General features: G+C 46.6%; 17 protein-coding genes and 1 tRNA gene. All 18 read right to left on the minus strand.

Features of this window, described 5'->3' with window-relative positions; translation table 11 throughout:
* Positions 1-141: 141 nt before the first annotated feature.
* The 18 genes from B160_RS31750 to B160_RS0117295 all read right to left on the minus strand — a co-directional run bounded on the left by B160_RS31750 (position 142) and on the right by B160_RS0117295 (position 15,512).
* On the minus strand, positions 142-324 hold the full coding sequence (locus B160_RS31750; RefSeq protein ID WP_018629169.1) for a hypothetical protein: 183 nt from the start codon (positions 322-324) through the stop codon (positions 142-144).
* Positions 321-644, minus strand: coding sequence for a hypothetical protein (locus tag B160_RS0117215; protein WP_018629170.1), 324 nt, complete (start codon positions 642-644; stop codon positions 321-323). The genes B160_RS31750 and B160_RS0117215 overlap by 4 nt, the downstream gene beginning before the upstream one ends.
* Positions 645-784: 140 nt before the next feature.
* A tRNA-Trp gene (locus tag B160_RS0117220) sits at positions 785-855 on the minus strand.
* Positions 856-859: 4 nt separating this feature from the next.
* Positions 860-1,426 (minus strand): N-acetylmuramidase family protein, encoded by a 567-nt coding sequence (locus B160_RS0117225; RefSeq protein ID WP_018629171.1) that lies wholly within the window; start codon positions 1,424-1,426, stop codon positions 860-862.
* Positions 1,427-1,849 carry a hypothetical protein gene (locus B160_RS29480; protein WP_018629172.1) on the minus strand — a complete coding sequence of 141 codons (423 nt, stop codon included), beginning with the start codon at positions 1,847-1,849 and terminating at the stop codon, positions 1,427-1,429.
* The gene (locus B160_RS0117235; protein WP_018629173.1) at positions 1,846-2,274 is read right to left on the minus strand and encodes a hypothetical protein; all 429 of its coding nucleotides are present in this window, start codon (positions 2,272-2,274) and stop codon (positions 1,846-1,848) included. Before B160_RS0117235 ends, B160_RS29480 begins: the two co-directional genes overlap by 4 nt.
* A 23-nt stretch (positions 2,275-2,297) precedes the next feature.
* Positions 2,298-2,492, minus strand: coding sequence for a hypothetical protein (locus B160_RS0117240; RefSeq protein WP_018629174.1), 195 nt, complete (start codon positions 2,490-2,492; stop codon positions 2,298-2,300).
* Positions 2,493-2,501: 9 nt separating this feature from the next.
* A complete protein-coding gene (locus tag B160_RS0117245; protein WP_018629175.1) occupies positions 2,502-3,353 on the minus strand; it encodes a hypothetical protein in 852 nt (283 codons plus the stop codon).
* Positions 3,354-3,356: 3 nt separating this feature from the next.
* Entirely contained in the window at positions 3,357-3,716 is a 360-nt protein-coding gene (locus B160_RS0117250; RefSeq protein WP_018629176.1) for a hypothetical protein, read from the minus strand.
* Positions 3,717-4,310 carry a hypothetical protein gene (locus B160_RS0117255; RefSeq protein WP_018629177.1) on the minus strand — a complete coding sequence of 198 codons (594 nt, stop codon included), beginning with the start codon at positions 4,308-4,310 and terminating at the stop codon, positions 3,717-3,719. It lies immediately after the preceding gene.
* The gene (locus B160_RS0117260) at positions 4,291-4,785 is read right to left on the minus strand and encodes a hypothetical protein (RefSeq protein ID WP_018629178.1); all 495 of its coding nucleotides are present in this window, start codon (positions 4,783-4,785) and stop codon (positions 4,291-4,293) included. Before B160_RS0117260 ends, B160_RS0117255 begins: the two co-directional genes overlap by 20 nt.
* Entirely contained in the window at positions 4,772-5,083 is a 312-nt protein-coding gene (locus tag B160_RS0117265) for a hypothetical protein (protein WP_018629179.1), read from the minus strand. The genes B160_RS0117260 and B160_RS0117265 overlap by 14 nt, the downstream gene beginning before the upstream one ends.
* Before the next feature lie 18 nt (positions 5,084-5,101).
* Entirely contained in the window at positions 5,102-5,488 is a 387-nt protein-coding gene (locus B160_RS0117270; protein ID WP_018629180.1) for a hypothetical protein, read from the minus strand.
* 21 nt (positions 5,489-5,509) lie between these two features.
* Complete coding sequence (locus B160_RS30755; protein ID WP_018629181.1) at positions 5,510-6,418, minus strand: collagen-like domain-containing protein; 909 nt, start codon at positions 6,416-6,418, stop codon at positions 5,510-5,512.
* Positions 6,415-6,912 (minus strand): phage tail domain-containing protein, encoded by a 498-nt coding sequence (locus B160_RS0117280; protein WP_018629182.1) that lies wholly within the window; start codon positions 6,910-6,912, stop codon positions 6,415-6,417. Before B160_RS0117280 ends, B160_RS30755 begins: the two co-directional genes overlap by 4 nt.
* Positions 6,899-7,171, minus strand: coding sequence for a hypothetical protein (locus B160_RS0117285; RefSeq protein ID WP_018629183.1), 273 nt, complete (start codon positions 7,169-7,171; stop codon positions 6,899-6,901). The genes B160_RS0117280 and B160_RS0117285 overlap by 14 nt, the downstream gene beginning before the upstream one ends.
* A gap of 68 nt (positions 7,172-7,239) precedes the next feature.
* A complete protein-coding gene (locus B160_RS0117290) occupies positions 7,240-11,535 on the minus strand; it encodes a hypothetical protein (protein ID WP_018629184.1) in 4,296 nt (1,431 codons plus the stop codon).
* Positions 11,535-15,512, minus strand: coding sequence for a hypothetical protein (locus B160_RS0117295; RefSeq protein WP_018629185.1), 3,978 nt, complete (start codon positions 15,510-15,512; stop codon positions 11,535-11,537). Before B160_RS0117295 ends, B160_RS0117290 begins: the two co-directional genes overlap by 1 nt.
* Positions 15,513-15,595 lie beyond the last annotated feature (83 nt).

Genomic DNA, 15,595 nt, shown 5'->3' on the forward strand with positions numbered 1-15,595 from the left:
CAGATGTGGTATAAGCAAAAATCCCAGCCTGAAAAAGCCGGGAGTACCAGTAACTCTATAGATTTAACTAAAGAGTAGGTAATAAAGATAAGGCTTCTTTTAAATACCGGAAAATGAAAAACCCGGCGCTGGGCCGGGGTTTTACGGCAGTGTTGCATTTTTCAGCATTTTTTTAATTGCGGCACGAATGGCCCTTTTTTCTTCTGTAGAAAATTCAGTTGGATTACCACGACCGTTCTTGCCTCTAATTTTGTGCTTGTGGCTTTTTATATGTGGCAGATAGTCTCTAAAAAAACTATCTGCCTTTATGTATTCCCAAATCATGCAGCTAATTTATGATATATTATGGCTTCTGTTCTTTTTATTAGTTTCATCCCTTCTTTTGTATCTGCGTAGTATTCTTTGGCTGCCTCTACACACACAGCCTGGTCTGCGTAATACTCTTTAGCGATAGTATTGCAGGCACCATCTAAACGTGCTACCACTTTCCAAGACAAAAGGGTTGACCAGGTAGTATTTTTTACGAATTTCTCAATCACCGTAGACTCAATATTATGTACATCGTCAACAGTAATGTACATTTTGTTAACCATAATTGAAGTTGCCCCTTGGTTTTTCTGTTTTGTTTCGATGTAAAGTTCCATTGTTATTTGTTTTTGTTAAAACAAAGATAGTGTAACGTTTTAGTTACACCAAATATTTTATAGTTTTTTTTGAAAAATATTTTTTATCACTAAAAACCCGGCGTAGAAACACCGGGTAAACGATTGCTTGCCATATGAAGCACCGGGGGTAGGAATCGAACCCACATCAAAGGTTTTGGAGGCCCTTGTTCTACCATTGAACTACCCCGATATATTTATTGCGAATACTTCCTATACGCCGCTGCCATCTTCTCATCATACCGGTTCTTCGCGTACCCAGTACCATTGTATCCCCGTGCGAATGCCGCCCAGTTTTTAGCCTTTAAGGCCGGCAGAAGGCCGGTATTCCGGATGAAATTACAGAAGGCCATTAGGTGCGCGGGTTCTCCGGAATACATTGCGTTTATGAACAGCTGCAGTGTCGCGAACCCTGCCAGTTTGAAGTTTGATCCCATGATCTGAAATTTCCCGTAGCTTGCCGATTGTAGCGCTGCGTCCCGGTCCAGGGCGGCAGCCTTTTCTAACCGGTCGTGCTGGTGCTGGCCGCCGGGTCCGTATGATCCGGTCTTGTATGGTCCGGAAATATCCGGACCAACTTTATCATACTTACCTCCGGTCAACCGGTGGAAATAATGCCGTTCAAAAAGGATTTTCGGCTGTCCATCCGGCAGGAACCCAGCCCCTGCGCTTTCCACCTGTGCCACGGCTTTTATCGCGGCCACCTCCACGCCCAATATTCGGGCCGCATCCTGGTAGTCTTTATCTGTAAGAATAGACTTCATTTAGTATATTTTTTCCTGTCCCGGCATAAACGGATCGCAAGAATTAATAAAAATTTGTTTTGTTGGTAACGGAGTAATTGAAATGTCCAGATACCACTGCTCATCAGTGTATTGATTATACCTACCTCCCCGGTTCAGGTTGATGACGTAACCGTGCCGACCACCTGGTAACACGGAGAACAAGTACCCTCTTTCCACTGATTCGTCAGTATAGGAAACTCCACGCAACCAGCGATCCAATGCTTGAATTAATTCAGCTTCCGGCTTCGGATCATCAACCCAAGGGATTGCCACCAGGTCCATATCCCGGTTCAGGCTTCCGTGAACAATTAAGTTATAGCCCAAATCTTTTGCGATTTCCTGCATCGGAAGCAGGCAGCAGGCATAAAAATGAGGCTTAGCTTTTACAGGTTTATCGCTCATTTTTTGACAATTCCTTTATAAACCATCTGCCCAAGGTCGATAGCCTCGCTCAAATCGATCTTTCCATCTGCCAAATGCTGAATCAGCCGCCCGGCGAGCTCCGCGTAAAAATCCCCCCGATCGGACTCAATCTTTGTCTTCAAAAAATCGATCAAGGAAAGTATTGGGGTGTTGGACTCTAGTATTCCAACTGCAGCCAGTATTTCCGGGGCGGCCTTCTCATAGGCCTTCATTAGCCGGCTTTTTATCTCTTGCCCTAAATCATCAGGCAGTAATTCCGAAAACCACTGAAACTCCTTTCCTTCCACGATGCTTTTGAATATGTTTACCGCGTCCACCGCAACATGAGCGAAAGGTCTTGCCTTTTCGATTGCTCTTTTGGCTGAATTAAACAGGCTCATAAACCAATTGATTATTTTTTTCATGATATTGTTTTGTTGTTTTTAAATTAAGGTTCCAAATCCGAATCCGGCGTGTAGTCGATCAGATCCACGATGTCGCCAACGGTTAGGTATTGCGCCTCCACTAGGGATATGAACCACCGCGTATCCGGCATCTGCACTGGGTTGTACTGCACACCTGGTCCGTATTCCGTACCGGCAAGTTCCCCGGCTTTTTCTTCTGTGATTATTGCTACTATCATATTGTTTTATTATGCCACTGCGGTTAAACCCAAGGCGGTTAAATAAGTGTTCGTTGCGGAACGGAGCGTGGAAACATTCGTGCTCGTCAGCGCTGCACCCATCAGGTAGCTGGCGATCGTGCCCTTTCCGAAATTCACGGACCCGGTAGACAACAGCCGCTGCGTGCTATTGTCGATCACTGTTGAGGCGATCGTTGCCGTTGACATGACGCCTTTATTGTACAGCTCCACCCCGGCGCTCGTCTTCCTCTGAATGATCTTTAGTCCCGTTCCTCCCAGGTCCACGGCTGCCGGCAGGCTGTTTCCGGACTGGTTGATCTTGTGGCCGGATGCCGAAAGAGAAAAAAGGCTGTTCGCGTTGGAAGCGCCACCGGAAATATCGACAATGTTGTCATACCAATTCGCGCCGTTAACTGCATACACTACGCCACCATGCACCGCGTCGTTCAGTTGGTACTTTTGCCCCGCAGGCAGCAAAGAAGGATTGAAATTCGTGTTTACGTAGGCGTTCGTTCCGTTGCCCTGCACGCCCCCGCTCAACCAGGTAAGACCCCCTAAACCGGTTCCGTTGTAGGTTCCCGGTTTCACGACGTTGATCAGCTTAAAGCCCGTCCCGCCATCGCCGCATAAGATATAATACAGATCCAGTTTTGCAAGGACCACCTCCACGCCCCGGATATGTGCATCATAAGCCCCAAGATCAGACGGCAATGTATAGCCCTGCCCTGTGGCATAGGATAATACCGCCTGCGTAATCGCGTGCAGGCTGTTGTCAAACACCAGGGATCCGTTCCGGTACGCTTTACCAATCTCGACGCCTCCGTGGTAGATTCTCGCTGTTTCCTGTCCTAAATAATACATGGCTTACACAATAGGGATTAAGTAAAGCGTTCCGTTTTCTTTTTCTTCCGTCGTCAGCCCGTCGTACTCCGCCTGGGTTTTGTTCTGGATCTTCGCATCCAACTGCTCGGCGGTCACACCGGATGCTTTAGGAAAATTTGTGTTGATATATTCGATCACCGCCTGCCGGGAGGCAAATGGGTTGCCACTCTCGTCAATAAAGTCGGTGTATTCGTACCGGTCGAAGTTCGTCAGCGCCGATATTGCGAACACGACGCCGGTGTCAGTCGCATCCTCATAGGCTCTTACCTGGCCTTTGGCAGCCGGGTACCTCCTGCCGTTTATTGTTACGATCCCTGCCGGATCTAATTTAACTGTTGCCATTTATTTCTTTTTAAATAGTTGAATAATTTTAGGAATTCCCTTGATCAGCGCCACGATCCAGCCGCCTTTTGAGCCGACGAAGCCCATTAAGACAGTGCCCAGGATCCCGGCACCGGCCACCCACCACAGGACCTTATTTGTTTTTTGAGCGCCTTTTTTTGCCTTGCTTATTTCAGCCACAACCTTGCTTAACGAATCAGCACGCTTCCTTTCTAAATCAACCGCCGCGCTGTCCAGTACCCGGTGATTAATGTCGTAATACACAGTATCGGGGGCCTTTTCAGCGCATTTGCAAGGCGCCAGAACTGTATCAATTTTGCCGTCATTATCCTTCAGGAATATATATTGCCAATCGGTCACTGTATCTTGCTTACCGGGTACAAACCTGATCACCGAATCAACCGGCTTGTCAATACAGGGAAACGAATCGCGGGCGAACCTTGCTACCATTCCGGGACTATGTCTGTACGCCCATTGCAGCTTATTTGCGGCCCGCTTAGCTGGATTGCAGGACAGTAGTCCAATGCCCATTAAGATCCACATAACAATTACCACAATCCACCAGAACGCTGTATTATTGCTTAGCTTCTTCATGTAAATATTTTTCGTAAAGTCGATAGGATTTATTTTGAAGTAAGCCCCGCTGCATCTTCCATTCTGCGTAACTATACGGCCGGAAGGAATCGCCGCCGTAAGACCTGCACGCCTGGTAAATAATGATTGCGCGATTAACGTACTGGCCTTCCGTTAGCCAGATGTTCTCATCCCGACAAACAGGAACTTCAACCGGCACCCTCACAATTATTTTCTTTATCTGCGTCCTTGTTACAACCTTTGGCTTAGTATCGGGCTTGCTTAGGAAAGCGAGTAGTATCTGCGTCTTAATTGTATTAGAATCGACCTTATTCTCCGTAACCTCAATTTTGCTTTCAATCCGGTTTATTTTTGTGGAAACCGAATCAGTGCGTATCGGCTGTGCAGGCGACTGATACGGCGGAATAAACGAAATAATGACACCAAAAACGAATGCTGCAACAATGGGCAGCACAAAGTGTTTATTTGTCTGCATTGTTTTTAATTTTTATTGCTTTATTTAAAATAGTTTCATTGTCGTCGGTCTTTTGCCTCACCTGCTCAAGACGCATCTCCAAAGAATCGAGCTTGGGATTTAGTACCCGCTCATACTTATACAACTTCGCCTCCCTCCTAACGGCCTCATCCATGCAATCCTTGTATGATGATTTAGGCACCGTTGTTTTCGCCAGCCACACAATGGCAATCGTCTGCAACGTCAATATGCCGATGACTAACCCCCGCTTCCACGCGGCACTTATAAATCCGTATTTATTTAAATCACTCTCCGACATCGGGTTTCAGTTTATTATCTATAATACAATTTGCCGTATGTCATCGCCGGGGATTACACCAGCCTGCCGGTCGAATACGGACGCGCTGGTAGGGCTATCTGCAAGCTCGTTATCGGCCAGCTGGTTGTTTTCTGCGTCAAACGGATCTGCCGTCTCCAAAACGGGCGTTGAGTTGTTATAAGAGCTCACGAAATCCGAAATGTATCCCGCAGACACGATGCCTCTTTCCAGGATCCGCTTGGCTAACTCTTTTCTTTTCCGGGTCGCCTCATTATACCCCTCAAAAGTGGAGATCGGGAAGCTATTCCAATACTGCGCCGTCTTTGTTGCTGCGGCGTGTAATCGGTTCTGAAAACGGGTGCTGTTTTTCAACGCAGCTCTTTGTGTTAAGTTTAATTCTGCCATTTTACTGTACTTTGATACTTTTTAAGAAACACGAACGATTTCAAGGCTCGTCCCATTCACATCCAGATCGACAACCTCCTGCGAAAAGACAAATGGATACACAGAGACGCCTTCAGACAACGCCATAATACGCGAATTCGAAAATGACGTTCGGCCTACCGGGACGTTTGTTGACCAGGAAAAGGTTGAGTTGTCTGCAATCGCGGTATGAACCCCAAGCCCGAAGGAGGTTGTTGAGTCGTCGTCGACTACTCTTGCCTTTAAGACAAAGAGGTATGTCCCTGTAGCGGGGATAATGAACTTCTTATTCGTATTATCCCATTCGGCCGCAGCATTTACGAAAGCTATCGATTCAAAGGCCTGCGAAACCAGTGTCTGCGCCGAAGAAATACCCAACGATAAAAGAAACGGAGTAATTGCACCGGGGCCCGTTGCACCGGTGTCGCCTTTGTCACCCTTATCGCCCTTCGGAAGGGTAAGGTTTAGTGTTTGGTTTGGAGCGGTGCCGGTTATTGTTGCTCCAGCAGAAGCGCCGCCCGCAACCGTTCCGATGCTCAAAGTGTTGGCAGGGCCGGTGGATCCGGTTGCGCCAGTGTCGCCTTTTTCCCCTGTAGCTCCGGTTTCTCCGGCCGGGCCGGTCGCGCCAGTATCTCCTTTAAGCTCCTCTTTTTGCTCCGGTGTAAGGTCCTCAAAATTCATTGAGCCATCTGCGCCCTTCGGCCCCTGCGGCCCTTGCTGCAAAACAAAATTTACAGTCCTGCCAATAATAGAAACGGATGGGGAGGAACCCGATGTTACCGTACCCACAATAAATAGATTTGTTGGGTCTAGCTGCTCTTTTGTTGACTGCGATAGCTCCCCCGGTGACATGATTACTAAGTCTGTATCGTTGCCGGTTATTAAATCTTTTACTCTAACTGTTGTACTCATGATGCACCAATTATGTTGTATGCGCCACCGCCTGCACCAACTACGGGTATGCCTGTTTGGTTTTCGTGCTGCGCTTCTAAATAAATTTCAACTTTAATGTATACCGGATTAGTAAACCTGATGCGCGTTAACCTTTCTGGAACCCTTACGGGCTGCTTACAAAACACATAGTGCGTAAGATTGCTCTCGGTGTGATACAATGCCATTGTGCCCGCAGACTTTAGCTTATTGGCTAATGCCGCCCTTTTAGACGCGTAGTCACTTTCCGAAACCGCCTGTATGTAGCCTTTTAAAGTGATCGGTTTATTAGCGAGTTGTGGCGGTACGTCCAGATCTGTTTCTGTGCCGTTCTCGTCTTTCCAGTCGTGAGAATAGCGCTCTTTGAAGGGGAAGTCGGAAATTATATCAATAGAGCACTGTGGCTCCGGAACGAACCCATAGGCAGTGTACATATCCACCCCATCTAAGTAATATAGATCGTTACATGGAGCCATTGATAAAGTTTGTGAATTGATAAGCCAGGAACGGGCTTAATTTATCTTTAATCACAGACAGAACGGCGTCTTTTTCGGTATCTGTTAGTTCAACCGACCCATTATTGTAAAGTGCCCGCATCTTTTCAAACAGTCCAATATCTTTAACATTGAAACAGACCGTGTTTGCAATAAATTGGTGATGCTGGGCGTCTGTTAATACTACCCGCTTTTTACCCCCGGCGTCCGTAAACGCGAAGTTGGTTAAATCCAGTGTCATAGGTCAACAAAGTTTGTTGTTAGCAGATTCAAAATTACTCTTTTATTCATAATGATTATACTTATTATTTAAAAAGTTGAGTCGTCGATATACAATACTTTATTCGTCCCGTCTGACTTCCATTTTACGCGACCCTTGGCCGATGTCCCGGATGAGTTCTTGACATTATCCATGTAGATAAACCCATTAAGCACACGCAACGCTATGTCGCCTGAATCGTATTTACCAGAAGAATCCAATGAGTGTTTTTCTGCATTCAGCGACAATAGCGTCTTATTCTCGTTGAAGTCAGATTTATAAGAAGAAGTCTCTTTTCCCAGGTTGAAGCCTTTGCTATAAAACCAACCCGAAACCTCGCTAATTACGCCGTAACTAATTCCGGTCGCATTTATACTTACGCCATCAGCAAATAACCCGTCATTATTGATCGAAAGAGACCCTATTTCCCCGCTTGTCGCATAAACAGTCGCATCTACGGTCAAATCCCCAGCAGTATTCCAACTTATATTCCCTCCAGCCAGCCATCCGGAACCATCCCGCAGGATCGCCACTTTCTGCGTTTCGGTTGTCAGCCCAAAATTGGAAACCCCGGCTGCAAAACAGATTTGCGAAGGGCTTGACCCGATTGTGTAATCTGATCCGTTCATATAAGCTGTAACGGTCCCTGAAGAGTTTTTTGCGCCTATTACACCGGACAAAACAAGCCCCTTTGTAATTTCGGTACTAATATCCAGTAGCGCGTCATTCAAATAATCGGCCACAGCCCCGGATGGATCAGACCCTACTACCCCTTCGGTCCATGCAGATCCATTCCAATACCACAGTTTGCCTCCGCTGGCATTTGTTTCCAGCCAGGTATCATACAATTTAAAATCGGAACCGGATGGTGCGGTGTTCCCCACATATGAAGTGCTGGCACCATAATTCACTTCGCCAAAGTCGGTTACCACATCACCCGTATTTCCAGACGCGCGGTATATCTTGCCCGAATAAAACGTCTTGGACCCAATTGTGAAATTGGAAGACGGGATAATCATATCCCCCGCTTTGTAGGGCATGGGGTTAGTCCAAAACACATTAGCTGCAGGCACTTCTAAAAAGTCAGCCGAAACACTTCCGGTATTCCCTGTTGCCTGGTAAACTTTGTCGCTGGAAAATGTGATACCGCCAATAACCGTTGTAGTCGTGGGCCTAAAAAGATCGTCTGTACTCCACCCTGAAGGAGCGGAGCGGTAATAATCTCCCGATGTCACTTCTAAAAAGTCGGCCGGAATATCGCCCGTCTTGGAAGCTGCCCGGTACGCTTTATCAACATAGAATATTGTACTCCCTATGGCTGTCGTTGTATTCGGGATGAACAGGCTGCCGATTTCGTAAGCCACCGGCGATTGGGAATATACTTTAGAGTCGGGCGATCCTTTTTCAATCCAATTGGATCCGTCGAAGAACTTTTGAATATTGCCTTTAGAAGTGTCAACCCATAGAGCGTTCGTCAGGGCCGTTTTCGTTTGTGGCGCCGTACCCTGTACATAGATCATTTTCTCGTTCTTCCAGTGGGTTGCACTGAAAGATGTGGCCGTCATTTGGGAAATATACCGATCGCCAGCTGTAAACTGGATACCGCTTATAACGGTTGATGATGCTACATCCCAGATATCACCCTTTACATAGCTTGTAGGCTGCGTTGTGTAAATCTGAGCGCCCGGCTTATAATCCACTTCCACAAATGCCGTATCAACGGTCCCGGAGGCGCTTGTGGCCCGGTATACCTTGCCTATGTAGAATGTTTTGCCGTTGATAGTTACTTGCGTAGACGGGATATATAGATCGCCAACCTTCCACCCGGATGGCAGGCTGGTAAAAATGGTCGCTCCGGTGTAGTCGATTTCAGCAAAATCGGTGTCCACTGTACCGGCATTGGTAGTTGCCCTGTACACTTTATTGGCGTAGAATGTCCGGCCGTTGATCGTTTGATTGGCGGAAGGGATGTACAGATCTCCAGTCTTATATCCACTGGGCAAAGTTGTGAACACCGTTGCCCCGGACGCATCCGTTATAGTCCAGGTTGATCCGTTGTAGGTTTTTGTGATGTTACCTATCGATGTATCGATCCATATTGCCCCAACAAACGTTGTTGAATTTTGCGGCTGGGTGGACTGTACATACACCATCGTGTCCATCTTCCAGTCGGCTGCCGTGAAGGATGACCGGGTGAACTGGGTTACGTAGGTTTTTCCGGCTTTAAATACCACCTCGCTAATAGTTGTATCAGCCGCGGGGATCCATCGATCCTGAACTTTGTAAGCCGTCGGAGTGGCAGTATAAACGGTTATCATACCGCCTCCGGATCCTCCACCGATCGTGAGTGTATTATTGTCCAGGTCAATAACAAACGATGTTCCATCGGCGCTTTGGATCTTACCTGTGGTAATCGTATCCCCCAGGATCGTGGTCACCCCCTTTACAAAGTAGTACCGGCGTTTGCCGTCCACCACTTTCATGAGTGTACCGATGTGGATGATATAGTACCCGGTAACAGCATCGTACAGCATTTTATTCTCGCTGATGATCCAATCCGTATCCACCACGCTTGTTTTGCTGATTTTCGCATATACATAGTACAGCTTCGTGGGATCCAGCCCGGAAACCGTCGTTGCCGACATTGTCCAGGTGTAATGCGTCTCATCTACTTTATAGATGTAATGAATCAGGCTGCCGGCAGAGATATTGATTTTGTTCTCGTCGTTTTCAAAATTTGGCGAAAAGGTAACGCCGTCAAAGTCCAGGTTCTGGTTGTCGGTGCCGAATTTAGCGGCCAGGGCCAATATATTCTGAAGATCCCCACCGGTAGGGTCAAACAACGTTTTCAGCAGGTCGTTAAAGTCGGCATAGTACTGTCTCGCAGTCCGGGTATTAATATTCAGTCGGGCAGTCACCCCGTTTTTGTAGATTTCATTCTCCTTTTCTTCCAGCTGGGTCAGCGACTGATAAGAAGCAGAAACAACGGAAGATAGTTCGCAATTAATCTTGTAAATATCAACCGGGGAATCAGCATTACTTATCGGCCGGGAAACGGAATTCACCCGAAGGACCTCATCAATACCCAAAGCCTCGTCAATTACCCGAATATTTTTCTCCGTAGTTGGCTCAATATAATTCCGGCGGATGTGCAGGGGATCTACTTCCAAACCATACAGGTAGCGCTTTTCGAGCGCTTTGTTTTCATCAAAATAATTCTGTCCTTCCGTAAGTAGCTCAAGCTCCGCATTGTCGATATAGGTCTGAGGCATCAGGATGTCGTAAATCCCGTACTTATCTCCGACCTGAGGGTAGAATGTTGCGCCGGGTTTTTCAGCCAGTTTTTCGCTGGTATTAACCTCTAAGGTGATGGTCTTAGTGGCATGATCATATGAAACCAAAGAGAGGTCATAACCCGCCAGGAGGCCGGTTTCAAAATGGATCACTGGCTTAACCGGTTGCTCCGGCGTTCCCAGTATGTGATCGTTAATATCGAAGTCGATGGAGCTATCATTAAATACCAGCCGGTTGCCGGCGTCGATGGCGGTCACCGTACCATATCGCTTCGGAAAAATGTCGTCAAATGTCTTTTCCTGCTCTATTACTCCCCCATACTCAGTAATCAGTGCGTCATCCTTAATGAACGTCCCCGATGGTAACCGCAGGCGGTCAGACCCATAATCCGGCGGGATATTGCGCGTACCGCCCTTTACATATAGCTTATTAAACGGATTTGCAGTGAATTTATTCTTACGGGAAAGAGAGTACAATCCGTTCCCGCGACCGTATTTCATTGTGTAGGCGGTGGCCAAGGTCCGCAATCCGAAATTTATCGTCGTGCCGCTGATCCAGAACTCCAGCTTATAGGTATCAAAAAGCTTAACCAAAGCCTCCATACAGTTTTGGTTCGAAAAATCAAACTGCTTTTCGTCGGTGGCGTCGCACTGGCCAACCGTGTAGCCGGTATAACCGGCGGCCGTCATGTTCGAAACGATTAGAGCAAGCACCCCCGCCGCATCGATAGTAACCGAGCTTTCGGTAACAGTCAAATTATCGAAGCTATCCGGAAACTTGAACAGCACCCGGTTCAGATCGTACCATTTAGCTTCAAAAATAAGTTTGTAAACATGATCCCTCGATGATTGCTTTTCGTATTCTCCGGGTATATTCAAAAAGTAATCCTTGCCAAAAACAGTGATCTTATCCCCGGGCTTAAATTCCACGGGAGCCGTTAGCCGAAAGCTCACCTCCACGTAATCGTTCTGCATCACCGTAGTCTTCGCCGCCCCGGTTACTTTCAGGTTTTCAATAATCTTCGTCGCCCCTCTGTATATCGTGTACTTCATTATATTCCTGTTAGCCTGTTATTATTTGTAGTATCGGTCATTTTACCGTCCATGCTTTTCAAATACTTTACAGCATTATCCAGGCGTTCAACTGTGTTATACGTATTCCTCTCGATCTTTTGAAGGTTGTCCAGACTTCTGTTTGCAATGTCGTTCAGCGACACAAAGCCCGTTTTTAAAAGGTCATTGGTAGTTAGCTGGGCAACACGCATTCCCATTGACTGCGCCGTCAGTAGATCAATGCTTTGCTGTGATGCCTGAGCATAAGCCCCCGACAAATTATTTACTGATTTCCCGCCCTTCGGATCAGAAAGACTGATGCCGGTAGATTCTTCCAGCATTTTAGCCCGGGCATTGTTTCGTTCAATCATGTCCTTATACCCCTGATTCAAAACATTCTTTTCAGTAGCATCGATAACGCCATCCGCAGCAGCGGCGGCAAACTGATCATACCAATCCTGGGCGGCTTTTTCCATAGCCGGATCGTACCGCAGGCTGTTCAGTAATGCTTCGCGCATAAGTAACTCAAAATCCCCGGCAAAATCAGCTGCGGATCTCTTGCCGTCGCGGAACCCCTGAACGATTGAATCGGAGATGGCAGAGGCGGTGGTGGCGGTTGCTATTTCCTTTTCTTCAGCCGCAATATCGGCTAGCACATTGCGAACATCCACCCCCTGTTGTTCAAGTGCGGCGAGCTGATCATATAGCGCTTTTGTTGATCCCTCGAGAAGACCCTTAGCGTTAAGGTCCTTCAATTCATCCCAAGTGACCTTAATTCGCTTACCTGAAGCATCGAGCTGGCTTATGGCTTCATGAAAAGACTTCATGCCCTGCGAGTTCTTCTGCCCAAACAATCCCTTAATATCTAAGTCGTCCAAGGCTGCTCTTGATATTGTACCTCCCTGCCCATACTTATTTACGATATCATTCAAAATATTAAGATCTCCATACCCAGCCGCCTTCATATAGGCTATAAAATCCTCCGTTTTATATGATCCTAAACCGCCGTACCTTGTTTTCGTTGTAGCTTTCCCGCCAAAAAGTTTATTAAGCCCACCCGGTTTGTCGATATAGCGATAATAAACCTGTTCGCCGCCCTGGATTTCCTCCAGCAGACGCTTAGTCTCGTCCTGGATTTGCTTATCATTTTCCTCTGCAACCTTCCTGCGTGCCGCAAGCTGCTCTTTCGTCAGCTTGATGCCTTCTGCTCGAAGCATATTTTGCTCACGCAATTGCTCAGATATCTTATACTCTCCAAGAATCAGGTCCGAATTTTGATCGGCAAGCGCCCTTTGGGCTTCTATAAGAGAATCCTTGTATCGTTTTCCAGCCCCAAACAGGCTAACAACAATATTGATAATAGCCAGAATCGCGCCCCAAAGGTCATTTGACTCCAGCAAGTTCGTTACTACGTCTTTGCCAGATTTAATTGCATCCTTTGCCGTTTTCACGACCTTGCTAATACTCGTATATGCGGTGCTTATATTTATTAGCAACTCACCCATTCGAGAAACCGTCTCCCCCATACTCCCATCTCCGGCGCTCGACAACGCGCCCCCTATTCCTGTCAGCGCTTGCCCAACTTTATCCAAATCAACCGCAACCCTGCCTATCTTAGAGCTTGTGATCTGTATGCCAATAATCTGCTCAATAATACCTTTTAATTGCTCCTTGGCCGAAGCCAGCCTTATTAACACATCAGGTGGAACGTCAACCATTTTGCCGGTGGCGTCTTTTAATTTACCGGTGCGAAGAGCTTCATCCAGATCTTTAATGATTCCCTGAATCTGCTCCTTAGATCCGGTTTCTACATCGCTATTTAGCTTTTTAAATAGATCGGATTCGAAAATGCTCAGCTCCTTGGTGCCCTTCTCATAGGCCTTATTTATTATCGCGAACCGGCGTTTATACTCTTCTTCACCTATATGCGTTCTGTCCCGTTCCAGTGCGGCCATACGGGCGGTGCGTTCCTTTTCAAGTAAATCGACCTGCACCTGGTAGTTCCCGGCCTTTTGAAGTAGATCCAGATACATTTTGGTTTCGATTTCTACGCGCCGCTTGGCCATTTGTTCGCTCTCAAATGCTGCTTCAGTAGCCAATTGCTTAACCTGCACCAATCTTGCCTTACCCGCTGAATCCAGCCTTCCAGACTCGTCGGCTTTAGTCATACTGTATTCTAACAGCTTCAATTCTTGATAATACGACTCCCCTTTTGTAAGAAGGTCTGAATACAGGCGATCAGCCGAATCTTTACCGTATTTTAACTTAAAATCTTCATAGTCCTTGTATGCGGCCTTATCCTGTTGAAGTTGTTTAAATAAATTTTGAGACCCCTGGTCAAAATCAGCGAGACCAAGCGCATGCTTTCTGTTATTTTCTATATCTGCAAAAGCGGTCTTGGAATCAATAAGGTGTAGTTTATTCTTTGGGTTAGAATTAAATGCTATTACATCACGCTTCAGGCCGTTGAAGTATCCATTAATCTTATCCTGTTCGCTCTCGATATTGCTTCCGAATTGAATATCAAATTTCCCTTTAGAGTCTGCTATTTTCTGACGTAGGTCTTCAAGCGCCTTTTTAGCCGCAAATTCGGCCTGGTCTGTATTTTTTGGCGTTCTGCCCTTACCTGACCCTCGTCCAGCATCTGTTCCGGAGGTGGTGAGATTACCCATTTTTGCCTGAATAGATGTAATCTGCCCCGCATAGGCATCCAGCTGCTTAGTATTCGCTTGCTGTTGGGTGTAAACCTCCTTCCAGCTATCCTTTATTGCTTTTACTTTAGTCGAAGCGATATCCTCCTGATCAGGACCCCTGTTCACGGCAGCAAATCCAACATCATTTCCCTCCCGTTTATTCTTTTTGCGTATTTCTGCAAGGTCCTGCTCTGCTTTGTTCTGCTCTTTCGCTATACGCAACATCTCGTCATCGAGATCCAGGTTTTGTGTAGTAAGGGCATCCATTCTGGATTGCAACGCTCTGGCTTTTGAAGCTGCTACTATCGCAGGTATAAGCTGCGTGTTTATAACATTTGCTACATTTCCCGTCTTTTCGTACTCGTCCCGGAGTTGATCCGCATACGAAGGATAAAGTTTAACCAGCTCATCATATGCCCCCTTTTTTGCCTTAGCCGATGCGGTGGTTGACTGTAAAACTGCGTTTAATGAATGCAGTTGCCCTATTTGCTCTCCAGCCGTTTTGTTTGCATCCTTTTGGGCTGATTTCAAATCATCCAGTTCTTTCTTCAATCGCTGAACAGCCTCACTCCCCTTTAATATCCTTGAAAACAGGTTAACTATCGGGTCAATTAAAATACCTATCAAACCTGCAATACCCAACCCAGGTATTATGTAGGCTAGTTTTCTAAGCGCTCCCCACGCAGCAGAAGCGCCCGAAGAAACCTTACTCCCCATGGTTGTCGCCGTCTTTCCTACATCGTCAAGTGGCTTTTTAGCTTGCTCAAGGGCTACCTTAGCCGTTCCGAGTTCCTTCTGAAGTGTTTGCCCGACAAGTGCTTTCTGTTCCGCTTGAGATAGCTGATTATAACTTAGCGTAAGAAGTTTAACCCGGGCATCTAAGGCCGCCACGGATCCAGCGCCCGCAGTCTGTTCTATACGTTGTTGTTGCAACACTTTTGTGACAAAAGACACTTCACTTGCCAGCTGAGCTTCCTTCGCAAGATATTCGGCGGTAACCTTTTCTCCATTTTTTAGGGATGCTGAGTGAGCGTTTTGCTCATTTATGAGTGTGGCTAAGAATTTTTCATTCTCAGCTATTGTCCCCGTCAGGCGATCAATAACATTTTTGTACTGCTCAACATGCTTAGCCTTGAAAGCCTGATCCATCTTGCTCCCAGCCTTCTCGGCCTCAGAAGAAATCTTCTGAAATGCATCAACAGCATCTTTCACCCCCTTGCCATGCAGGTCTGACGTATCTGCCGTAATTTTATAATGCGCGCTACCTTCTTCTATCTCTGCCATTTATTTTTATTGTTGCATTAATGAATTGGCCATTCTTGCTGCCGGAGAAAGCCCATCGCTTTCGTTATCTACTGAATGATCCG

Source organism: Niabella aurantiaca DSM 17617 (genome assembly GCF_000374125.1).
In the GTDB taxonomy this organism is placed as follows: domain Bacteria; phylum Bacteroidota; class Bacteroidia; order Chitinophagales; family Chitinophagaceae; genus Niabella; species Niabella aurantiaca.